Origin of the sequence: Adhaeribacter rhizoryzae, from assembly GCF_008629685.1 — a bacterium.
GTDB classification, from domain to species: Bacteria; Bacteroidota; Bacteroidia; order Cytophagales; family Hymenobacteraceae; genus Adhaeribacter; species Adhaeribacter rhizoryzae.
Window position 1 is genome coordinate 1 of record NZ_VWSF01000031.1, and the last position, 23,185, is coordinate 23,185.

23 protein-coding genes and 1 CRISPR repeat array (1 of these 24 cut by a window edge) are annotated in these 23,185 nt (G+C 43.8%); of the genes, 20 read left to right on the forward strand and 3 right to left on the reverse strand.

All coding sequences use genetic code 11. The features are described 5' to 3' along the window. From F0145_RS23935 to F0145_RS23950, 3 genes are all read left to right on the forward strand, one after another. Positions 1-643: transposase (locus F0145_RS23935; RefSeq protein ID WP_150092806.1), on the forward strand; the 643-nt coding region annotated here is incomplete at its 5' end. Between the two features lie 351 nt (positions 644-994). Next, complete coding sequence (locus tag F0145_RS23945) at positions 995-1,864, forward strand: alpha/beta hydrolase (RefSeq protein ID WP_150092810.1); 870 nt, start codon at positions 995-997, stop codon at positions 1,862-1,864. Between the two features lie 83 nt (positions 1,865-1,947). Continuing rightward, positions 1,948-2,514 carry a hypothetical protein gene (locus F0145_RS23950; protein WP_150092812.1) on the forward strand — a complete coding sequence of 189 codons (567 nt, stop codon included), beginning with the start codon at positions 1,948-1,950 and terminating at the stop codon, positions 2,512-2,514. A gap of 147 nt (positions 2,515-2,661) precedes the next feature. On the opposite strand, the gene F0145_RS23955 is transcribed toward F0145_RS23950, so the two are convergent. Together F0145_RS23955 and F0145_RS23960 are read right to left on the reverse strand one after the other, a co-directional pair. Continuing rightward, positions 2,662-4,521 carry a toprim domain-containing protein gene (locus tag F0145_RS23955; protein ID WP_150092814.1) on the reverse strand — a complete coding sequence of 620 codons (1,860 nt, stop codon included), beginning with the start codon at positions 4,519-4,521 and terminating at the stop codon, positions 2,662-2,664. A gap of 92 nt (positions 4,522-4,613) precedes the next feature. Further along, entirely contained in the window at positions 4,614-4,991 is a 378-nt protein-coding gene (locus F0145_RS23960; protein ID WP_150092816.1) for a hypothetical protein, read from the reverse strand. 294 nt (positions 4,992-5,285) lie between these two features. On the opposite strand from F0145_RS23960, the gene F0145_RS23965 reads away from it, so the two are divergent. From F0145_RS23965 to F0145_RS24010, 10 genes are all read left to right on the forward strand, one after another. Then, complete coding sequence (locus tag F0145_RS23965; RefSeq protein WP_150092817.1) at positions 5,286-5,969, forward strand: hypothetical protein; 684 nt, start codon at positions 5,286-5,288, stop codon at positions 5,967-5,969. Between the two features lie 77 nt (positions 5,970-6,046). Then, on the forward strand, positions 6,047-6,451 hold the full coding sequence (locus F0145_RS23970) for a hypothetical protein (protein WP_150092819.1): 405 nt from the start codon (positions 6,047-6,049) through the stop codon (positions 6,449-6,451). An 11-nt stretch (positions 6,452-6,462) separates the two neighbouring features. Next, positions 6,463-6,777 (forward strand): hypothetical protein, encoded by a 315-nt coding sequence (locus tag F0145_RS23975; protein WP_150092821.1) that lies wholly within the window; start codon positions 6,463-6,465, stop codon positions 6,775-6,777. After that, complete coding sequence (locus tag F0145_RS23980; RefSeq protein WP_150092823.1) at positions 6,764-9,358, forward strand: VirB4 family type IV secretion system protein; 2,595 nt, start codon at positions 6,764-6,766, stop codon at positions 9,356-9,358. Before F0145_RS23975 ends, F0145_RS23980 begins: the two co-directional genes overlap by 14 nt. Position 9,359: 1 nt before the next feature. Continuing rightward, on the forward strand, positions 9,360-10,727 hold the full coding sequence (locus F0145_RS23985) for a hypothetical protein (RefSeq protein WP_150092825.1): 1,368 nt from the start codon (positions 9,360-9,362) through the stop codon (positions 10,725-10,727). A 29-nt stretch (positions 10,728-10,756) separates the two neighbouring features. Then, entirely contained in the window at positions 10,757-11,503 is a 747-nt protein-coding gene (locus tag F0145_RS23990; RefSeq protein ID WP_150092827.1) for a conjugal transfer protein TraK, read from the forward strand. Positions 11,504-11,525: 22 nt separating this feature from the next. After that, complete coding sequence (locus F0145_RS23995) at positions 11,526-12,365, forward strand: DUF4138 domain-containing protein (protein ID WP_190277628.1); 840 nt, start codon at positions 11,526-11,528, stop codon at positions 12,363-12,365. A gap of 28 nt (positions 12,366-12,393) precedes the next feature. Next, positions 12,394-13,782 carry a conjugative transposon protein TraM gene (gene traM, locus F0145_RS24000; protein ID WP_150092831.1) on the forward strand — a complete coding sequence of 463 codons (1,389 nt, stop codon included), beginning with the start codon at positions 12,394-12,396 and terminating at the stop codon, positions 13,780-13,782. 30 nt (positions 13,783-13,812) lie between these two features. After that, positions 13,813-14,697, forward strand: coding sequence for a hypothetical protein (locus F0145_RS24005; RefSeq protein WP_150092833.1), 885 nt, complete (start codon positions 13,813-13,815; stop codon positions 14,695-14,697). After that, the gene (locus F0145_RS24010; RefSeq protein ID WP_150092835.1) at positions 14,698-15,243 is read left to right on the forward strand and encodes a hypothetical protein; all 546 of its coding nucleotides are present in this window, start codon (positions 14,698-14,700) and stop codon (positions 15,241-15,243) included. It begins immediately after the preceding gene. Positions 15,244-15,314: 71 nt separating this feature from the next. Here the strand turns inward: F0145_RS24010 and F0145_RS24015 are convergent, their stop codons facing one another. Continuing rightward, a complete protein-coding gene (locus F0145_RS24015) occupies positions 15,315-15,686 on the reverse strand; it encodes a hypothetical protein (RefSeq protein WP_150092837.1) in 372 nt (123 codons plus the stop codon). Positions 15,687-16,325: 639 nt separating this feature from the next. On the opposite strand from F0145_RS24015, the gene F0145_RS24020 reads away from it, so the two are divergent. The 7 genes from F0145_RS24020 (at position 16,326) to cas4 (ending at position 21,419) form a co-directional block, all read left to right on the forward strand. Further along, entirely contained in the window at positions 16,326-16,553 is a 228-nt protein-coding gene (locus tag F0145_RS24020; protein WP_150092839.1) for a hypothetical protein, read from the forward strand. 54 nt (positions 16,554-16,607) lie between these two features. Beyond that, positions 16,608-16,982: a hypothetical protein gene (locus tag F0145_RS24025; protein ID WP_150092841.1), complete on the forward strand. Its 375-nt coding sequence runs from the start codon at positions 16,608-16,610 to the stop codon at positions 16,980-16,982. Between the two features lie 422 nt (positions 16,983-17,404). Next, positions 17,405-18,595 carry a DUF3800 domain-containing protein gene (locus F0145_RS24030; RefSeq protein ID WP_150092843.1) on the forward strand — a complete coding sequence of 397 codons (1,191 nt, stop codon included), beginning with the start codon at positions 17,405-17,407 and terminating at the stop codon, positions 18,593-18,595. A gap of 202 nt (positions 18,596-18,797) precedes the next feature. Beyond that, positions 18,798-19,832 (forward strand): PDDEXK nuclease domain-containing protein, encoded by a 1,035-nt coding sequence (locus tag F0145_RS24035; RefSeq protein ID WP_150092845.1) that lies wholly within the window; start codon positions 18,798-18,800, stop codon positions 19,830-19,832. Positions 19,833-20,023: 191 nt separating this feature from the next. Beyond that, positions 20,024-20,371, forward strand: a complete 348-nt coding sequence (locus tag F0145_RS24040; protein ID WP_150092847.1) for a hypothetical protein — start codon at positions 20,024-20,026, stop codon at positions 20,369-20,371. Beyond that, positions 20,364-20,762, forward strand: coding sequence for a hypothetical protein (locus F0145_RS24045; RefSeq protein ID WP_150092849.1), 399 nt, complete (start codon positions 20,364-20,366; stop codon positions 20,760-20,762). Before F0145_RS24040 ends, F0145_RS24045 begins: the two co-directional genes overlap by 8 nt. Before the next feature lie 111 nt (positions 20,763-20,873). Next, positions 20,874-21,419 carry a CRISPR-associated protein Cas4 gene (cas4, locus tag F0145_RS24050; RefSeq protein WP_223816224.1) on the forward strand — a complete coding sequence of 182 codons (546 nt, stop codon included), beginning with the start codon at positions 20,874-20,876 and terminating at the stop codon, positions 21,417-21,419. A gap of 196 nt (positions 21,420-21,615) precedes the next feature. Beyond that, positions 21,616-23,185: a CRISPR direct-repeat array (repeat unit 37 nt; unit sequence CCTCTAATGGCAATTCCAGCACAATAAGGATTGAAAC) (it continues 13 nt past the right edge of the window).

Here is a 23,185-nt window from a genome sequence, read left to right on the forward strand (position 1 = left end):
CGAAACCCGCCGCGGCCGCGTAGCCAGGCAAGCGGTAGTGGCTTTACGCTGGGCAAAAGTGGGGTTAGTTATGAAAGGCGTGGGCAAAGCCCTGTATGTGGTAGAAGCCAAGGAAATAGATGCGCCCGCCGGGCAAGCGCCCATTTACTGGCGCTTGCTCACGACCCATGTAGTCCAAACCCAACAGCAGGCGCACCAGCTAATCTACTGGTATAGTTTACGCTGGAACATTGAGCAGGTCTTCCGGCTGTTAAAGCAGAAAGGCTTGCAGGTGGAACTGCTGGATTTAGAAACCGGCAAAGCTTTAGTGCAACTCACGCTGCTGGCTTTGTTTGCCGCTAGCAAGATAATGCTCTTGCACCTGGCTTCTAAACAGAAAGAAGCCGTGCCGCTGGCAGAAAGCTTTACCCAGCAGGAAGTCGCTTGTCTGCAGGCTTTACAAAAACGCTATGAAGGAAAAACAGCCAAGCAGCGGAATCCTTACCCCCAAGACTCTTTACAATGGTGCTACTGGATAATAGCCCGATTAGGCGGGTGGAAACCCCACGAAAAGCAGGCGGGGGTGATTACCCTTTTGCGCGGTTGGAATTACTTCCAGCATATCTTGCACGGGTGGACCCTGGCCCAAAAATTTGTGTCCTAATCGTAGCCCCCTAAGCCGGCTGCATCTACACAGAATTGTTTGTTGGTCAGAGGGCTTCACAAAGATGTGCTTGCTTACCCACAATTCTCTGCCTCTTATGCAGTTTCTGTTCGTCCGTTCAGGGTTTTGCAGTCCTGCTTCCTTCACTGCTTGGGTCACCCCAAACCAGCTTGCAGCTTGCTAATTGGCTTCACCAACTTGCCAATAAGGGATTTGCACCCCCTGGATAATCTGAGTATATTTCAGAGGAAATATTACTCGCGCCATGCTGGGCGCACACCACACCTATACGGCAGCTTTGCCGCCGCATAGCCCAGAACGTTAGCACAAATTCATGTAAAATTTTTGAATATGAAGAACTTGTTTTTGGTTATATTCTTATGTATTTCATTCCATACCGTTTATTCTCAAGATGGTTTTATTCAAGGGGAACCAGCATTAGCTTATTGGAAAGTAGGAAGTAAAGCAGAAACAATTATTGTACTTCATGGCGGGCCATCAGTGGCACATCAATACCTGCGACCGGAGTTTGATGCTTTCAGTAAAGTAGCCAAAGTAATATATTATGACCAAAGGGGTTGTGGTAAAAGCAAAGATGCTGAAAGTTATATATGGCAGGAGCATGTAAAGGACCTGAAAAGAGTTATTGATACATTTTCCAAAGGAAAAAAAGTAATTTTAGCAGGTTCCTCCTGGGGAAGTTCACTGGCAATGATTTATGCTTATTCTAATCCCGAAGATATAAAAGCGCTAATTCTTTCAGGTACAGTTGAGTGGCCAGGGAAAGAGATGGAGGATAAGGAATATATAAAATACAAAGCGGAGAAACTCACCTATCTGAAGCCTGCTACGTACAAGTTTATTAAAAAAGAAGAGCAAATTTTACCAAGCAAGTCAATACTTCCGGGAGCAAAAGAAAAGTTAATTATTGTTGAAAAAGAGTTAGAGTTTTTTGTAGGTGATAATAAGAGCGAAGCCCATTACAGTCTTATTACAGGGCCTTTTTTTAATAAACTAAACAATGTTAGAGTACCAATACTTATTTTCTTTGGCAATAAGGCGGATTGTGAAATTGAGGATTGGGCCTTGAAATATGCAGGTATCTTTACCTTAGCCAAATTAAGAACCATCAAAGGAGTCTGTCATGACCCATGGTTAAGAGACCCAACTTACTTCTTTTCTGAATCAAAAAAATTCATTCGGAATTTAAATAAGCATTAACCAAAAATTGTGCTAACCACAGCTAAAGCACACTAAAGTGTGCCTTAGCCCGGCCCGTTGGCAACAAGCTATAAAATTATCAAATGAAGGCAGTATTCCTTTTTATAACATTATATGCAATTGGATTCGCCGATTTGTTTGGCCAAACTCTGAGCAAAAATTATGTTGACAAATGGATTGTGGAAACTTTTTCAACTACCGAAATAGATAGCAATGCACTCTACATTTTGAATGGATTTCCCATTGACACAGATTCAATTGAAAATAAATTAAGTTCATATTTACAATCCGACTTAATACTAATAGACTACTTAGATAAAGCAACAACTGAAAATATGGTATTTTGCACACCAGCAAGGGGAATTGTGCTTTTGACCACAAAAGGAAACCAAAATAAAAAAATCATACGCAAGAATTTCTCTAAGGCAGTAAATCAATTTTCAAATAGTTACTCGAACCTAGGCACTTCGGAAGAACTGCCTGTTTTGATAATCAACGGACATCAAGTTAAAAGCTCAGAAAGTACATCGGTTTTGAAAAGCCTAAGAAAAGCTGATGTTTTAGGAATAAACATTATAGGAAGACCCGTTTCAAAGCAGTTATATGGAGAGAATGGCAAAAACGGGTTAGTGGTAATTTCAGCTAAATAAAAAAAAGCCTGTTGCCAATCGAGTAGACGGCCCCACCAGCGCTAGCTGATGAGGAGCGCCTCTCACACCACTGTACGTACGGGTCTCGTATACAGCGGTTCGTTGAGCTGTGGGGCTACCTTTTGGTAGAAATCGAACAATGCTTTTTTACCGGGATATCTCCTGTTGTGCTGGCCGTTGAATTTCCGGTTTATTAGCGATTTCCCGGCGTTCTGCCCGGTCCAGATTTTTCTCCATAACCTGATTACCCCGCTGAGCCCCTACGGCATCTAAAGTTTTAGAAATTTTGCCAATTTCCTCCTGGTCAGTTCGATAACTAACCTTAATTTCAGTATACTTAACACCCTTTTTAAAAGAGCTTTTCAAATCCCCAACATTCGCCCCACTTCGTACTAAAGCATCTTTAACCGTTTCGGCCTGACCTTTACTTTCTTTCTCTTTATACGGTTCTTCTACTTTTACCAGAACCTGCTTTTCTGAACCTGCTGCCGGGCCGGATGGCGGTAATTTAACCTGGTGCAGCCCGGCAGCAGGGTGGGTTAGCTCCTGTTGCTGCGCTACCGCCCGTTGTTGTTCCCGTAACTGTTTTTGGGTGGCTTTAGCTTGTTCGTCCAGAATTGCCTGATGCCGGATTTGGTCCGGATTAAGCCCTTGGGTAATTAATTCCAAATCGCGGTTAAAATCCTTTGCTATTGCATAATCTACCCGGATAAAATTAGCCGGTTGCTTTTGCAGCTCCGGCCGGAGTTGCTCCCGCTGCCGGTAAAGCTCCTGGCTGATAACTTCCAGCTGCGCGGTATCCGCCTTAGCGACACTTAATCTCAGAACCGTATTTTTCTCGGTCGATCGTTGAATTGCCAACTCAATGCTTGGTTCTTCCTGCAAAGAATTAATACGCGCTACCTGGTTAACCAATAATTTAACTCTTTCGGCTCCTTCCGGCGCCGATGCATGGTGGTATTCTATCCGCAAATTGGTGTGGTATTTCCCCAACGTTCCATGCCACCCGATTGGGCTTTCCGCTTCGGCATAAGCTTCCTGATTTGCAACTTCCCGGAAAGGCCGGGCCGGATGTAAATCATTCAGGTAATTAATATTAAACTTTCGTCCGGCTGCATCCCGGTCATTGGCCAATACAATCTCGCTAGGCTGCTGCTTGTCTATTACCCGCTGTATGAGTTCTATTTGCTTTTCGGTTACAGTGCCGGCCGTTGCAATGTACATGGTATTTTTGCCATCGTATTTTAACTGGTGGTAACTCATAGCGTCTACGGCACTTTCATTTACCACCAACCGCTCAATGGGCGTATCTTTCCCCAGGGTCGGGTGCGATACCCAAATGCCGTCTTTGGGCAATGCCAGTAAGCTCTTAAAGCCGGTGTTCTTCTGCTCCACACTGGTCAGTCCGTTTTCGTTGTACAACGGGAAAGCCGTATTATGAAATTCGTTCTGCTGGCTGGTAAAAACCCGCCCTTTAAAAGCTGGGTTATCAATGGTTTCATCGGTAAGTGCCCGGCTATGCAAATAGCTGCGGTCGCTTAATTCTCTCCGGATGCCCAGCACCTCGGCAATTAACCGGGTTCGTTGCTCTTCCGCTGTTTCTAAATCCGAAATCGCCTGGCCCGATTGCCGTATAGGCTTAACCGAAAAACTATTAAGGTGATGGTCGTTACGGGCTATATTATAGGCCGGACTGGGTTCCGGATACTCATTCAGGTATTCGCGCAGGTGCAACCGCACTTCACCCAGGCTTTTATGTTCGCGGGTTTTTACAAAATCGATGATGGTTCCGCGGTCGCGGTCATCGCCGGGGTTCAGGTAAACCTGCTTATTATCTTTCCGGCTTACAATGAGGTGTTCGCCGTTATTCTCCAGATGTTGCCAATCGCCCCGTTTTCCTTGTGCTGTAATTTGGTAGCCCTGGCGTTGGGCATATTCTACTAAGTCTATTTTTTGCTTAAACTTATCTAGTTCCTGCGGGTCGTTCTCCAATGCTCTACGTTCCATAACACACCGATTAATGATACAGATCCTATAAAATGCAAAAAGCGGGAAAGTCCCGCCGTGTCCGCTAAAAAGCCTAAAGCCTTTCTTCGTATTTAGTGGGGTTGGTACTTAGCCTGGCTGTCGATATAAGCCAGCTGATCTCTAAATTGCTGTAATTCCTCCTGGCCGGGAAAAAGAAAAAGATAACGGTCGTTTTCGCCGGCAGCTACTGGGTTCTGGGAAGCCGTTGTTTCGAATGATAGAGCGGCTAGTAATTTTTGTAAAAGGCGGTGTTCTTTTCTTTTAAGGGTATTGTTTTTTAGGTTTACAATAGTGGTATAAGGGAGTGAATGCTGTAAACAGAAAGGTTTTAATTGACCATGACCCAAAATTTTTAACCGGTACTGGATGTAACGCAATACATCTGCATACAGCACAAATAAATTTGGGTTTGGGAACCCCAAGGGTTTTACGGCGTCAGTAGTAGGCATTTATAAAGCTGTTTTAACAATTGGTAATTTAACCCTACCTACCCAGCCCCTATGTTTATATGGAAATTTAGCAATTGCAAATTGCTATACCAGCCTACAATTTATAATTATATATTTTAATTAATAAATAATTGCAATAAAATAAGTTATAAATTTCTTTTATCTACTTTTTTATAACTACGTACTAACAATCTTATAGTTTTTTATTAACTAAATTATAATTTAACTTTTCACTAGTTTTTTGCTAACTTTTCACTAACTTTTGTACAACTTATTTCGTAAAAGCTTATAAATATGCCGCTGCAAGCCTTTTTAACGGGTTTAGTGCTTATACCAGCACTGCTGTTAGTGGCTTTAATATGGTGGCGGTTCTTTGGTGGTGGTAAAGGAAAATATAAAAAGCCTCTTCCACCTGATTTAAACCGTTACCTTACCATCAGAAAATACAGGTACGATGTCAGCGATTTTGTAAAACCTGTTGTTCCGAAGCCAGAAGCGCCAAGGATAAACCCAGAAGAAAACATTATTCAAAAACTGGTAGATAATACTACCCGAAGGGCGGCATACGAGGAAGAACATAGTAAATCACCTTCTAAACTTATCCCAGACAAAGAAAAAACAGGAAGCCTTAAAACTTCTGCCCCCACCGGGGAATTTACTGAGGACCTCTTTCCGGAAATAGGTCCCCAAAAAGATAAGCCTGTTAGCACCCATCCAGAACCTGCGCTCCGCAGCTCTGTAAACCCGGAAGATGAGCACAACAAAGTTGCTCCTTCTCTTTTTTACAACGTTGTTACGGCCCCAGCCAGTACCAGTAACGATATTAGAAACCGGCAAGCCGTATCCGAACACCGTACCCGCAAGGGCTCCGCATTACGTGCTAAATTAACGAACCAAAAAGAAGCACTCGGGGATTTATTTCTTGGTAATCCTGCAACGGTAAAACCGGGCGCTGATTCACAAAACGGAAATCAGTAGGCTTTTGGGAATACTTTGTAGTACCATTTAATACCCCTGTCTATTTACTTCCCTTAAACCTTCAATTATTAGAAACAATGTTAACCAAATCGAAAAGAGGAGGGGTTGGCCTGTTGGCTAATTTCTCAAATGCATCGCATTCTTTTTTAGCAAAGGGTAGCACGTATAATGCTTCCGCCTGGGAAAAAAGGTTAATGACTACCGCATTAGGATTGGCTATGATGCAGCAAACTATGGCGCAGGGAGGCACCGCCGCAGCCTTATCCGGGGTTCAGGAAACCATTATTACAATTGTTCAGATTTTATTCTCCATTATTCTGGTAATTGGCCTGATCCGGGTGGTAATGAAATTTGTAAACGGTAACCCCGATGCGCTTTCAGCGCTGGGCTGGCTGGTAGGTGGCGTAATTTTGTGGTTCGGCTTCCAGTTCTTTAAAGATGATTTAGTAGGAACAGTGGGCGGTGAAGGTGGCGTACGCTAAAAGCCTGCTTTATGCGCTCTTATAAAAGTATCGAAAAACCGGCTCAGGTCCTGGGTATGAATATTATGGATTTGGGCCTGGTAGTAGGGCTTTTTATTGGCTCAATCCTGCTGCTTGGCTTTCTTAACATGCTCATCCACATTCCGCGTTTGGTCTATCTGGTGGTTTTTCTTCTCGAAATTAGCCTGGTTTTATTCCTGCGATTCCTGACCAAAACCCGTCCACCCGGATTTCTCATCAGTTGGTTGTCTTTCAAATTTGTGCAACCCCGCCGGATTGCCGTCGGCTCTGTTCTACCAATAGCTCTGAAAAATGAAAAAAGATAAAACAGTACCTTTTAGCGCTGTGATGCCGGTACATTCCTTCGAAGCAGATAAAGTTATCTTTAAAGATGGCCGGGTAGGAGTTGGGTTTCGGGTAGAACCAGCCGAAATGGAGGCCTGGACTGAACAGGACTTTGTTACTTTCAACAATACCCTGATGGGAGCGATGCGGCCTTTACCGGTTAATACCATTATTCAGAAAACAGATATTTATTACGACCGGCCTTACCGCGAAGATAAGAAAGAGCAAACTTATTTTGAAGGTAAAATGAATAAGCATTTCTTCGAAAGACTAGTGCTTTTTCAGAAGTCTTACCTGTTTATAAGTTTTGCTCCTGCCGAAGTTAAACCCATTAAAACCAATGCCCTTAATGCTTTAATTTCCCGCATGGGGGAGTCTCTGATCAGGAATCCCTTTGAAAGTTTAATTAAAACCCTGGAAATAGCTGAAGCCGCCGCTCATGAATTTGCCTCTACCTTATCCGACACCAGTGAAGTTAAATTAGAGCGTTTAAGCGCAGAGGAAATCAGCGAGCTGTACCACCAATACTTTAACATGAGCTTTGACTCTTTGCCCGGTAGCCAGGAGCGCGAAATTTGTAATGCGGTTGGGACCCTGGCCGTAGGAGAGCATAAAGTTAATGTTATCTCTATGATTGGGCAGGGTAGCGAACAGTACCCCGCTGTTCTTAACAGCTACGGGGTTACTGCGCCCATGCTATATCCGCTTACTAATTCCTTGCAATGCCCGCATATTTTAACGCAGGCGTTTGCCATTCATGACACGCGGGCAGCCCTTTCGGGCCTGGATACCGACCGGAAGCTTAATAATTCCCTTTCGCGGCTGGCCACCCAGGATAACCAGTTAAGGGCTTTAGAAATAGAACAGTTTACCGCCGAAGTGCGGGCCGAAAACAAACAGATTATTGGTTTACACCTGTCGGTTCTGGTTTGGGAAACAAACGATTTCCTTAGGAAAGAAAATATTGAAAAAACCATGGCCGCTTTCCGGTATATGTTTGGTACCGAAAGTGTAGTGGAATCTTATCTGGCCTTACCCCTGTATTTTGGCCTTTTACCCGGCAATGGTTATCAGATTCCGGACAGGTGGCTGGTAACCACGGCCGACCGCGGTGTGTGCTATATGCACTGGACGGCAACTTATAAAACCGATAAAGTAGGGGAATATTTTTGTGACCGGAACCGGAATTTACTACAGGTAAACTTATTTAACACCGACTTAGATAACCAAAACGCCATTGTAATCGGGCCTTCCGGTTCGGGCAAAAGTTATACGTTTGGTTCTATCGTGGTGCAGCGGCATGAACGCCAGGCGCGGCAAATTCTGATTGATATTGGCGGCACCTACCGCAACGTGGTACAGTCGTTGAACGGCGTTGATTTTGAAAATACTTATTTCGAGTACGACCCCGATAACCCGATTGAATTTAATCCCTTCCTGGTACCCCGCTCTGCCAATGGCCGGCAATGGTTGTACAACGATGAAAAAATAAATTTTCACTTGTCGTTGCTGGCTGTACTCTGGAAAGGCGGGGTAGAAGGTGCGCCCTTAAATAAATCCGAAAGAGCCATTTTGAGCCGGTTCTTGATCCAGTATTACAAATACCTGAACGAGGCTGGCAATGCAGGGCAAACCGATGAAGAAATGCCTGGCATGGCAAGTTTTGTCCGGTTTGTAAAAAGATTTGATGCCCAAATGCAGCATACTCCAGTAGAACCGGACGGTAGGGAAGAAATGCGCAGCCAGTACAAACAAGATATGAGTTACTTTGATCTTCATCAGTTCTTTTTAGTGCTCGCGCAATTTACCGAAGGCGGACGTTATGAGCGCGTACTTAATGCCCGGCAGGACGTGGAGCTTTCGGAATACCGGCTCATTTGTTTTGACTTGGCTAAGGTTAAAACCGATCCCGATTTGTACCCGGTGGTGGCCATGCTCATTACCGAGCTCTCCCTGGACTTGTTCCGGAAATTTCCGGACGACATTAAATATATTGCCCTGGACGAAGCCTGGGCCATGCTTTCCGGCGGCGTAATGGAAGACTTTATAGTATCCATGTACCGCACCATCCGGAAAACAAACGGGTCCATTACCATCATTACCCAAGGCATTGGCGAAATTGTAGAAAGCAAAATTGGCTACGCGCTAATTAATAACAGCTCTACCAAAATAATTCTGCGGCACGCCAACCCCGATTCCATGGCCCAGCTGCAAACACCTTTGGGCTTTACCAACCACGAAATGGATTTAATAAAATCTGTTCGGTCTACCGCTGATTTCCGGGAGTTTTTTATCAAGCAAGGATCCAAAGGTAAGGTATATGTTCTGGAAGCTGCCCCGGAACTAAACGCCATTCTGAGTTCGAAGCCGCTGGAGCGAAATCACCTGAACCGGTTGGTGAAACGATATCAGCAACAGCATAAGCGGTTTGTTATTGATAAGAATGGCAAAGTAAAAACCGAAAATGGCTTACCAATTTTTGAAACCTATACCGAGCAACGCTTAGATTATGCAGTGGAGCAGTTTACAGAAGATAAAAGGGCCGGATTACTAGGAAAATAGTATGGTAACACAATTACTTTTTGTAGCTCACGGCATCAACGACAGTTTCCTCCGCGCCTGCGATCAGTCGCTAGAAACCGTTTTAATTATCTGCCGCTTTATTACCCCCACTTTTATGAGCATTGCCCTGCTTATTTCTATAGGCCGGGGTTACCTGTCGGGGCATGGTTTACAAATAGATTTCTCCCCGGTCATTAAGGCCCTGACATTATTTCTGCTGCTCTTCTTTTACCAGGACTTAATGAACATTCTGGGAGCCGGCATTAAAGCCGTTACCCAGCTATTTGATGGCACGGAGAACGTTGGGGAAGCTTTGCAGAAACTAACAACTCCGCCCGGCATTGCCGCTGCTGCGCAATCCGATAATGTGGCCCCGTCGGATGTGGTAGAGCAGGGTGGCGCCTGGTACTCCAAAATCTACAACAGCATTGCGAGCTTTTCCATCATGAACCTGATTACGCAATTCTTTACTACTACCACTGTGCTAATCGTGCGGCAAACCGTGTTGTTTATCCGGCAATTTATTTTAGGGTTTCTATACGTAATCGGCCCAATTGCCATTTGCCTTTCTGTTGTTCCGGCTTTCTCGGGATTGGCTATTAAGTGGCTGCAAAACTTTATTGCGGTTCAGTTCTGGGCCTTAACTATGAACTTGTTGGATTTGATTTACGCCAATTTTGCGGAACAGAATACAATAGCCAGCGGGATGTTCGGCAGCATGGCTATGGCTGACCAGAGTTATAACGATGCGCAATTTCTGCTGATGTCGGTTGCCTTTATAATTCTGTACATTATGGTACCCACGCTCACCAGTTATTTTATTGGTTCTACAGCGGTACAATCTTTTATGGGGGCGGCGGTAGGCATGGCGGCCGGGGCCGCTGCAACCGCCGGAGCTGTTGCCTTTCCGGCAGCAGCAGGAGGAGGGGCCAGTAGTGCCCTGGGCAGAGCGATGGGATTTACCAACACCGGTGGATCCGGCAGTGTCAAGTTCACGAGTAGTAGCAGTCCGGGTTTTAGTTCCAATAGTAGCAACAGCAATAATTCTGCACCGGCAATGGCTTCAGGTGGCGGAATAGCTGCTCCGGTCCGGTATAAAAACAGTACGCCTACCCCCATGGCAACTACAACACCTGCCGGCAGCAGCGTTTCTAAATCTTCTATTAGTCCGGGTTCTAATTATAAATCTTCCGGTGAAAGTGGTACGGGCAATAGCTCCGGAACGAATACCAAAAGTTCTGTTGCTTACACGGGCAACACTTTACCCACTATGAGTGCTTCAGAAAACGCAGGTACGGCCATTAGGCAGACTTATACTACTCAAAAGCTGGCTGCCTATGATGATTTAGAAGATTTGTTTAAGGATTAATAATATTCAAACTACTAAGAAAGAGCAACATGAATAATGTAAGGGATTTGAACACTTCTTTTAAAACCATGCGAACCATTGCCCTGGCCTGTATCATTGGGTTTGTGGTATTGGCAGTAAGCGCAGGTTATGGCTTTTACAAAGTTACCCAGGATGCCGGGCGCAGGGTATATGTGGTTACCAATTCCGGCTCGGCTGCGGCCTTGGCGGTGCAGGAAAATACCCATACACCTTTTGAAGCCAGAAACATGATAAAGGGCTTCATGAGAACCATGTTTGGCCATGACCAATACACCTTTAAACAAAATTTAGATGCGGCTTTACCTTTAATAGAGGGCGCGGGTGGTCGCCGGATATTTGAAAACTTTAACCGGGGCCAAGTACTGCAAAATTACCAGCGATATTCGGCCCGTTCGGTTCTGGATGTAGACAGTATTTACCTGGATATGAGTGCCCGGCCATATTCTGGTCGGGTTTACACCAAGCAGCGCATTTTTATAGGAGACCAGCAACGGCAAAGTCTACCCATGGCAGCTAGGTTTAATTTAATTGAAACCGATCGTTCGGACGAGAATCCCTACGGTTTATTAATTACCAATTTCGACTATATCGCTTACAACCCACCGGTTTCGCGGGAAGAAAAAGAATTTTTGAAGCAGCAGGAAGCGGATCGCCAGCGAAGATTACGCGATGCAGCCGCCGGTGCCGGCGTAGCGCCATCGCAGGGGTATTCTAATGAGGCTTTACCAGACGAAGCGGTACAACCAGGCCGATAATTCAAAACAAAATTATAGCACCATGAATAAATTCCGATTCACTTACATTTTCTATCTCTTGGTTTTGGCAACCGGTGCGGCTCAAGCGCAAAAAGTTACCCGATTGTCGGATATCGCTGTTTCCGATTCTTCCACTACTTATATGGTATTCAATGGGCCTGTATCGCTGGTTGATGTGGGCATGGCCGACAATTATTCGGTTAAAATAGAAGCCAATGCGGTTTTTGTCCGGGCCCGGAAAAAGAATACCACCCCAACACCCATTTTAATTCGCTACGGCTCTAAATACTGGATGGGAAGATTGGTTTACAAGGCAGGCCCGGTTTTGCAATTGTATGATTTTAATAACAACACCGGCACGATGGCAACTGGTGGAACTACGGAAAATGCCCTGGCTATGGACAAAGCGGAAGCCAATCAGGAGGTAGTGGCAAGTAACCTCTCTAAGCTACGGAAAGTGAAGGAAGAACTTCAGTCAGTAGCGGTAATCGAAAATGACTTGGTGCTGTCCCTGGCCAATATTCGCAACGACAAGGATTTCACCTATCTGCGCTTTAAAGTCATTAATAAAACCAACATTGATTACAATGTAGATTTCACGGATTTTCAGCTGGTAGAAAATTCGAAAAAGAAATTCCTGGGAAGGAAGAAAAACCAGGCGCGGCGGCCACTGGAGCCCGCCGGCGGAGAAGCCAACCAAAATATTACCGGGCGCACAACCGGCTACTTGACCTATGCCATTCCGCTTTATGCCGCCACCGAAAACGGGTACCTGGAAGTAACCTTACGGGAACTGAATGGAGCGCGGGTACTGGTATTACCAATTCCGAGCAAAATAATTAATAAAGCCGCCAGCATTTAACCAAGTGTTTTTAAAGGAAAACGGAGCTATGGAAAAGCTTAACCAGTACCAGAACGAAATGAGTTTTGAAGAACCCGATCAGGCAGATAAAAATGCTGTGTTGCTGAAGCCGGTAAAACGCACCCCGACAGAAATGCTACAAGAACATTGGTTTAAATTCCTCATAGGATTAGTTGTCCTGATATTTTTTGGGCTATTTCTGTGGTTAAAGTCCGCCCAGAAAGCCGCTTCCTCAGCCGTGGTACCAGTAGCGGCGGCTTCAGAAAATATAGAGCAGGCTATACCGGAAGCAAGCACGGAAAACATAGAAAATAAATCACCCTCGGTTATCCTGGAAGAACAACGCAAAGCGGAACAGGAGGCGCAACATGCGGCCGCTGGCCCCACAGAAGAAGAAGTGGTAAATGCTTTTGTGATAGATACAGTTGGGCAAGCCGCCCGTAGGCGGTACAATTTGCAATTGCAACGGCAAAGAAAAGAACAAGCCCGCCTGGCTGCGCTTAACCTCGATACCATCGAAACAACCGTACAAGACAGAACCACCGGCCAATATCGTACTCAAAAGGTTGTTGTTTCGCGCAGCACCGGGAATTCCCGAAATGGTGATTTGGCGGCAAACAAGAATAGGGCGGTAGGGAAAAAATATGCTTTACCTGCTTACGATGCGGACGGAACACCTTTTGAAACCAACCCGGATGTGCTGCGCATGTTGGCGGCATCTTCGCCGCAGACCCGCCAGGTTTACGAGCAAACTACCGGTAAACGCTACCGGGAACCGGGGGCAAGCCGCCCTAACCAGGCAGCTCCCCCAACCCTTTATAGTGCCGATGGCTTCAACACGTACAAAGTCAGAAATAGCCGCAATAACCCAGCATCTGGCAATAGTCAACCAGCCAATCTGACACCAGATGTATTTTATAAATGCGTGATTTCGGGCGAGCAAAAAATCAGAACCGGTTCGGTGGTAATAATGCGCCTGCTGGAAGATGCCGTCATATCGGGGGTTACCTTTCAAAAGAATATGGTATTTGCAGGCGTGGCTAAAGTAGAACCCAATCGGATTACTCTTAATGTTGATCGGCTGGGGCCAACCCAAGTGGCGGCCGGTATTTACGATTATAATTACATGCCGGGCATTATGATTGATCCGGAAAAGCGGATTGCCAAAGATGTAGACCGGGGAATTTACGACATGCAGCGGCAAACCGGCCAGGAAATCAGTACGGCCATCGACCGCTCTGCGTCCGGTGCCAACTCGGTAGTGGGCGTAGCCGGCCGGGTAGCAGCCAATGCCATCTCCCGCCCTAAAACCCGCCAAAAACTCCGGGATGTGTTACTGCCAGATGGTTACCCAATATTAATTACCTCGGCGGCAGCCGGGCAAATGAATATGGCGCCGGTTGGGAGCACTTATTAAAAATTCGTTTTAAATCTAAACAGGGGAGGTATGAAAAAGATAGTAATAACCCTATTGGCTGCCGGGTTGCTGGTATCGCGGCCCAATAATACAGATGCGCAATTTGTGGTGAATGACCCGCTGCACATGGGCGTACATATCAGCGATTTTGCCAAGCGCCTGGCCCAATGGGCCGAAACCGTGCAGAACTACCAGGTAATAAAAGATGCCCGCACCATTGCCGGAGTGACCAAAGATATAACTGGTGAAGTAAAGGATTTAACTTCGGAAAGTTTAGCGCTGCAAAGACAAATTCAGGCAGATTTAAGAAAAGTAAACAGCATTATGGATTTGCGGATCTCGAACCCGGAGCAATTATTTGCCCGTGCTCTGGCCATGTCCGGTAACAGCTCCGGCACTTCGTATATGCCCCATTTCTCGAAAGCGCACCGGCTGCGGATTGCTTTACAAAACAATAACCCGGAAGAAGATATTAAAACCATATTTTCTGTTTTTTCCCGGACTGCCGGCGATTCGGATATTAACGGCCGCATGAGTTCCGCAGAATACGTCGAGCGCCGGGAAGAAGCAGCCGTTTCGACGTATGCCTACGAGGAAATGAGCCAGAAAAAGAAAATTCAGACGGCTTTAAACTATTATAAAATAGCCGATGAAATGACCGAACAAAGCATAGAAATGAATGCTACCCTAAAAAATCCGGGTAGGTACGCCATGTCCGAAGGGGAGCGGATGGCTATGCTAAATGTCTCGAACGAAAATATGGTGAGAGCCATGCAGCTGCGGCAGGAAGCGGACAAATTATTGGCTGAGAGCACCCACAAAGGTCCGGCCCACTTGGCTGCCGAAATGGTTTACACCGACCTAATGGCCCAAAAACAATTGATTGAATTGGAACGGCGAAACAAAAACAACTAAATGAAAAAGGCCCTTTTAATCTTATTTTTAGGAGTATTTATGGTGCCATACCCGGTAGCATTCGCACAAAGGCATGTTAAGCATATTTCTGCCTGGGGAACGCATCTGGGTCGAACTGATAAAGGAACATTCTACGAAGTAAGTTATGCTAATTACCTCACCGATAAATTAACTTTACGGGTTAGCGGTTTACGGGAACACGGTGAACTATCTGCGGCGGGCAATTACCTGGCCCTAAGTAGCCGCCTGTTTATAGCCCCGGAACTATTCCGGATTGGGGAGGCTGTTTACTTTCACCTGCTATTGGGAGTTAGCGGTGCTTACGAAAGAACAAATGAGCTTTTAGCTTTAGAGAATAGTGAAAACGACAAGGCCTACCGAACGCGCTTTACTTATGGGCCGCAAGCTGGGGCGGAAGCTGATATTTTCTTTAGTAACCGCATATCTTTAGTAGTTTCCGGAACAAAGGGAAAAATATTTAATAACTCCCATTTGGACGAATGGCCAGGCTATGCTGCGCTTGGGTTACGGTATCATTGCAGGTAACGGGCCGCGTGTATGCGACACCCGTAGCGAAGCAGGGGTTTAGTATACACGTTGTTGGTGGCTGTAATTCTTTATTCCCGGCCCTCAGCTATTAATAATTTTTCATATTCATCTTGGATTCCGCCCCTATTCAGAAACTTAGGTTCAGGCATGTTGTATTTCTCTTTTATATGCTTTACAGCATCCTCAATATTTTTAAATTCTTCTGTTTCAAAATACTTATCAGGGTCAACGAAGGAGAAGGCATATAAATCCAGCCAATCCAGGCTACCTTCATCATACACTTCATAATAATTTACTTGAATTCGATTATTTTTCCCCTTTTGCAGGTCAACCCAGCTTATTATTTCATTGTCCTCCTTATTTCTACCAAAGAAAACTTCTATCGTTTTGCTTAAATTTAAAAGAGTTCCTATTTCTTGTTCAGTAAGGTATCTGGTCATTTTTAAAAGATAAGTTTTTATTATTGTTTTATTGCCACCAACTAATGGATAAACGGAGTTCGTTCCGGTTATTAGTCTTATGTGTGGAGTAGTATTACCCCTGATACCTTATTAATTTTTATAATTAGAAGCCCGGTTTAACTCTCCATATATATGCTAATATATAGCAAAGCTTTAAATTATCAGACATAATTGTAATTTCCTTTAGTAATCAATTGACACAGCTTTTACCCACATCGTGATGCAATAAACTACTAATAATTTTTTGATTTAGCAGATTCTTCCCCCTCATGCCTTTAAGACCAGCATACAGCTTATAAATACGATATACCAAAATGCGTAAATATTTATACAAAAAAGCATCATATAAATACCTATTCCGTATGCTTTTTACGTTCTCTTCTGAGAAGGGGTGAGGTAGGTAAAAAGTATTTTTATGGAGCTTAGAACACCTGGCAATAAGAACAAAACGGCTTATCTCCAGCACCAAGCAGTATAACCAGGGTGTACTTTATGGGCTTAAATAACTTTGAATTAAATACTTAAGCTTCAGCACCCTTAAACTCTGAACTTACACCTGCTTTCAGAATCAGATTTGCAATTGTAATTAACCAGCGTTATAACTATAAATTAAGTATAATGAAAATCTCGGATGAACCGGTGAGGAAGTTTCTGGAACTGCAAGAAAAGCTACCTGGCCTGTTAGCATCTTTTGGTATTAAACAAGTTTATGTTTACGAAGGAATAGGAATGCCGCGGGCTACTTGGGATTTCAAAAAGAAACACCAAACATTTACAATTGCAGAGATGCAGGATATATGCGATTTAATAAATACCGGAAAAATTAAAACCAGAAAAGAAAAATAAAAGTAAAGAAAAAGAAACAACTAGCTGAATTAGCTGTTTTTTAAAGCTGGCGTTATGGTTAGCCTGTTATTGCAAAAACAACCGGAGTATATAAACTTTAAGGAATTACTGGAGCCTTTTATTAATCTTTTAGCTCCATTTCTAATTATTGGTTTGCTAATATGGGGATTCCGGCGGTTATTCTTAAAAGCCAGTAATTTTCGTAAACCTATTATCATCCACCACCATCCAAATCCAGCATCTGCATCAACTGTCCCATCCGAAGTTCAACCCTTAGGCGAGGTAGATTATTCTATAACACCGGCAGATCCACGATTCAAGAACTTACCCTGGGAACATAAAGAAGCTTTGTATATAAACAGAATCAGGCAATTAAAAGCTAAATGCCAGGCATTGCAGGAACGCTTGGATGCAGCCGCAATGAAATAAAGCTTTTCAAATAGCTGTTTTCTGAATTGCAAAGAACGTCCTCTCCAAGTAACCATTAAATTTAATCTTTTCCCCACCTGCCCACTTAAATTCTCCATTAAATAAGCTAATTAGCTGCTATCAGTTTAAGTGAATATCCAGGCTAAACTGTTTGGTTATAATTCCCTCTAACTTTTATTTACAAATTAATAAGTTAACAAATTAACCTATTAATTTTTTAATTTGTTATTTTGTACACATATATACTTATTTATAAATCAACAAAGTGTTGGAGCTTAACAGTTATTATTTGCCAGCAATTGGTCAGCCTTACATTCTCTTTAGCTGAAGGAATAACCAAAGGATTTTTAAAGTAAGACTACCGGCATAAGAAATAATTTTTAACTTAGGTAAATAAAGGACTTGCTTTACGTACTTAACTTATGCAGCACCTTCACATCTTTGTCGATGAATTTGGTAATACCAGCCAGAACCGGGAACAAGCCGGCAGCTTTTCGCATTTAGTACTCTCGGCCGTTTTAATTGAAGAAGCCAAGCTAACGCAAGCCCGGCAACTGCGGGACAGCATCAGTCAACGCTATTTCCAAGGGCATCCCATTCAGTCCAGCCAAATTCCGGATGACGAGTTGGGCTTTCAGATGCGGTTGGCTATTTTGCAGGAACTGCGGCAACTAAATTTCCTGGTTCTCAGCCTAGTCATCAATAAAAGCAAAGTAACAGGAGAGGGACTGGCGTATAATGAGGTCTTTTACAAATACTTTAACCGCATCTTCTTAAAGCAATTTCCCCAGAACTTTACGGCCTTTTCCATCCATGCCGACCAGTTAGCCTGGCCCGAGTTCCGGCAAAGCTTGCAGCACTATATTAATACCAAAGTTATTCAACGGGATTTATTTACCCCGGATCGTACGTACCGGTTAGTAGACGACCAATTAGCAGAGCCCCTGGTTCAATTGGCAGATTTTATTGCCGGCTGTTTAGGTAAAATTTACTGCACCAGCCACAGCCACGATAAAGCCACTTTCTTATTCGACTTGCTCCACGACCGCAGCTTTGTAGACTTCTTCCCATTCGAGAAAACCGACTTTGCTGTATCCGTGCCGGAACGGGACCAGGAGAAGAACGAATGGATAACTAAAATAGCCGCCGCCTCGGCTCGCCAGGCACTCGCCGAGCACCACCGGTTTTCCGAGGAGGCACAAGCCGTACTGCAATATTTATACCTCATGTTTCGTACGGTGCCGGACAGGCTGGTAGAGAAATACGAAATCATTGACAAACAAAAAAAAGTATTCCCGACCTTTTCCGAGCAGCAACTCCGCGTATGCATTCAGCAGTTGCGGGATGCCGGCGTACTTATTGTCAGTATTCAGGGTAAATCCGGGTATAAAATTCCGGACAGAGTGGAAGACATTGTGGGTTTTTACAACCGGTACCTCAACAGCATTGTGCCCATGATTCACCGGCTGAATATTTGTAATCGCAAGCTACTCGTCAACAGCTTACAACAGGTAGACCTGCTGCAAGCTAATTCGAACTATTCTATCTTGTATGAGCTGATTAAAACGCTGGATAAAGAAAAGCAGCCGCATTCCCCTTTAGACCTCCTTTAATATCCTGGCTTAGGCACGCCCTTTTGTTCCTTATCCGTATTTGGATTTAATTTACGGTAGGAACAGAAAGTTACTAACCTCTTTCTCGCTCAGCGTAATAAAAGAAAAGCATATAGCATAGTACGGGCAAAGCTTTACTTATACAGCGCAACCGGTAATATTCTGTAAAGCTATAGCGGAGGTTACTAAGTTTTATTAATACATGAACCAAGAAGTAGAAAAGCCGGAAAGCGATATTCTTATCGCCATTAAACAGATTATAGCATCCGCCAGAGCCAAATCGTATCGGGCTATCAACCGTTTTTTACTCGAAAGCTACTGGCAAATCGGAAAGCTTATTGTGGAAGATGAGCAACAGGGCGCTTCCCGGGCAGCTTATGGCGAAAAAGTATTAAAGAACCTGGCTCAGGCGCTCACCCAGGAGTTCGGAAAGGGATTCGATGTCCGAAACCTGAATAACATGCGGGCGTTTTACCTGGCTTTCCCAATTTGGAACGCAGTGCGTACCGAATTGAGCTGGACGCATTACCGGCTCCTTTCCCGGTTAGAAACCGCAGAAAAACGCCTCTACTATATCGGGCAATCGGTTGAAAACGGCTGGAACAGCCGGGAACTGGAACGCAATATCCACACCTTGTACTTTGAGCGGAGCCTGACCGAAAAGTCAGGGCAGAAGGAAAAAGAGCCAACCGCAGAGGAGATAGGACAAATAGGAAAATCGCTCATCAAAGACCCTTATATTTTTGAGTTTTTAGGGGTACCAGCCGGGGAGAAATCAACCGAAAAAGATGTAGAAACCGCTCTTATCAATCACCTGCAACAATTCTTACTCGAACTCGGCAAGGGATTCGCTTTCGTAGCCCGGCAGCAACATATTGTTACCGATACTTCCGATTTTTACATCGACCTGGTATTCTATAATTATCATCTTAAATGCTTTGTGCTGCTTGACCTAAAAGCGGGCAAGCTGACGCACCAGGACATCGGGCAGATGGATATGTACGTGCGGATGTACGAAGATTTGAAAAAAGCACCCGACGACAATCCCACTATCGGCATTATTCTCTGTGCCGAAAAAGATGAAGCCGTCGTAAAATATTCGGTTTTGTCTGAAAATGAAAAATTATTTGCTTCCAAATACCTGGTTTATCTACCCAAAGAAGAAGAGTTGAAGCAACTCATTGAGCAGGACCGGCAACTGTTTGAAATGAATCGCGCTTCCCTTCCTAAAAAGTAGAGAAAATTATATAACTACATTTTAGAATCAACGCCAGCTTATATAAATATTGCTTCTTCGGTTTACCAATTTAGATTGCTGAGAATAAATTGTATATTCGTTTTGCGGATTCCAAATTCCAGCGGCGAACTGAATAAAGTAACCAAAAGTAATAAAGTTAAAGTGGCGTGCTTACCAGGCCGGCTAAAATTATGATAGAGGTATTGCACCGGATAAACTATGACCCCAATATTGTTTTTGAGAACGGGCTTGAAGTTAAACATTCTGACTATGAAAAAGTAGCCGAAATTGATTCTGATGCCCTGGCGGATGCCTGGGCCTTAACCCAGAACAATGACCGGGACTGGATAAATAACCGGCATGTAAAATACTTTGGCAAAGCCACAGATTGCCGCTCCACCAGCATTGGGGATGTTTTCTCCATGAATGGCTGCTTAGAAATGGTGATGCCGCTAGGTTATGTTTCTTTCCATTGGGGTGATAACATATTCTTCTACGCCAGTATTAAAAACAATGCCAGCTCCAAAATAGATGATTAAAGTAAAACATCCGGACGAAAGCTGCAATCAGATGCAGGAAGCGTTTTTGGCCAAGTGCCCGATAGATGAACGCCGTTTCCACGAGTTATTATTTACTCATGGCAATATTTCTTATCGCTACCATCAGGAAGCTAGAAACTTTGAACCAACGGAAAAGGATTATGAAGAATGGCTGGGAGGATTACCTGAAAACATTCGCCAGGATATGCAGCGGAAAGGTTTTGCCGCTTGTAAGGGCATTTTATCTTTCACCCGGTATGTGAACGAGCTACGATTAGGACACAAATTTTTGGGCCAGGGTCCATCCGTGCAAGATATGCTGGAAGTAATTCCAACCGCGCAAAAGGGTAATCACCCCCGCCTGCTTTTCGTGGGGTTTCCACCCGCCTAATCTGGCTATTATCCAGTAGCACCATTGTAAAGAGTCTTGGGGGTAAGGATTCCGCTGCTTGGCTGTTTTTCCTTCATAACGTTTTTGTAAAGCCTGCAGACAAGCGACTTCTTGCCGGGTAAAGCTTTCTGCCAGCGGCACGGCTTCTTTCTGTTTAGAAGCCAGGTGCTCGAAGCCAAGAACTACAAAGTAGTACGTGGCCGGGAAGTACATGACGAGAAGCTGGAGCGCAACAAAGATTACCTGCGCCGGAAAATTGGCGTTCAGCAAAAATACCTTGACCAATACCTCACCAATGACCTGATTCGGGGTAAGATTGATGAAGTGCTGCTGCTTCAGGATGGGTCTATGGCACCGCTCGATTATAAGTTTGCCCAATATAACGAGAAGATTTACGAGACTTACCGGACCCAACTGTATTGTTATGCCTGGCTAATTGAGCAGAACTTTGGAAAACCAGTTAACAAAGGTTTCCTGGTTTATACACGCAGCCAAAATAAGCTAGTAGAGGTTCCAATATTGGAAAGCGATAAACGCGAAGTAGAAACCTGTGCCAAACAGATTTACGAAATCATAGATAAAAATTATTTTCCGAAGGCTACCAAATACCGTAAAAGATGTTTAGATTGTACTTACCGGAATATTTGTGTACAATAACAGCTTTCCGGCTAGTAATTTATTTTTCTTGTACCAGAATTATAGTATAAGTTTTTGTATGCTAATTACTTATGCTTACGGAAAATGCAAATTTTAATATGAAAAACAGCTCTTTGACATGTTGTATAAATGTAAATTGTGACTTACTGTATAGCAGGTTAGTTATTGACAGTCAAATACTTGTATGTATATACGGCCTCTAATGGCAATTCCAGCACAATAAGGATTGAAACTATCTGGGATGTGAGGCAATAACAACTACCTCCAACCCTCTAATGGCAATTCCAGCACAATAAGGATTGAAACATAATTTTCTCGCTTGCATCGCTGGCCGGTTTTTCCCCTCTAATGGCAATTCCAGCACAATAAGGATTGAAACAAGCAGTACAACGAGTATTTTTACCTGGAACGGGTAAGCCTCTAATGGCAATTCCAGCACAATAAGGATTGAAACTAAAAACCACGGAATATATTACAGCATTCCAATAGAAAACCTCTAATGGCAATTCCAGCACAATAAGGATTGAAACATGCAAAGTGAGGTTGAAATAGAAGGGCCAGACTTAGCCTCTAATGGCAATTCCAGCACAATAAGGATTGAAACTTAATTAACCTGTTACCGCCGCCGTTAGCCAGTATCCCTCTAATGGCAATTCCAGCACAATAAGGATTGAAACTGGATGGGTACTTACCGGTAAGCAGAAAAATATTTCCTCTAATGGCAATTCCAGCACAATAAGGATTGAAACTTAGTTCAGCAGTAGATTGCTCAACCTGTACCTTTACCTCTAATGGCAATTCCAGCACAATAAGGATTGAAACATTAGTTCCTTTTGCGGTTCTGTAGAGGGGTTAGTTCCTCTAATGGCAATTCCAGCACAATAAGGATTGAAACATGAGTTGTACTTAGCAGAACCTAGCGAAGATGGCAGCCTCTAATGGCAATTCCAGCACAATAAGGATTGAAACTTATAATTTCCGTTATTTGGGCTAAAATACGGGTTGGTCCTCTAATGGCAATTCCAGCACAATAAGGATTGAAACGGGAATCAAAATAATTGCCCACGTTGCGGCGGTTATCCTCTAATGGCAATTCCAGCACAATAAGGATTGAAACATTTAAACTACCAACGTTTTGCTGTTCCACCGTTATCCTCTAATGGCAATTCCAGCACAATAAGGATTGAAACTTAGTTATCATTACTGGTCTAATGAAAAAAATTCAACCTCTAATGGCAATTCCAGCACAATAAGGATTGAAACAATATTCATAGGCAGCATTATCTGAATTTAGATTCGGACCTCTAATGGCAATTCCAGCACAATAAGGATTGAAACAAGACGAATACGGGCGCAATGGTTCGGTACGAATTACCTCTAATGGCAATTCCAGCACAATAAGGATTGAAACAAGCACAAAATATCACCTTCGAATATCTTATTACCTTCCTCTAATGGCAATTCCAGCACAATAAGGATTGAAACTTCAGCAACTAATGATAATCGCTGTATACCCGTATTACCTCTAATGGCAATTCCAGCACAATAAGGATTGAAACTTCAGCAACTAATGATAATCGCTGTATACCCGTATTACCTCTAATGGCAATTCCAGCACAATAAGGATTGAAACCCTAAAATGGTATGTTTTGGAAACAGCCCCATATTACCTCAGATGGTAATTCCAGCATAATAAGGATTGAAATTTGAAATGGGCTTTTTCGAGCATGGTGCCCGAATCACCTCTTATTGTAATTCCAGAGTAA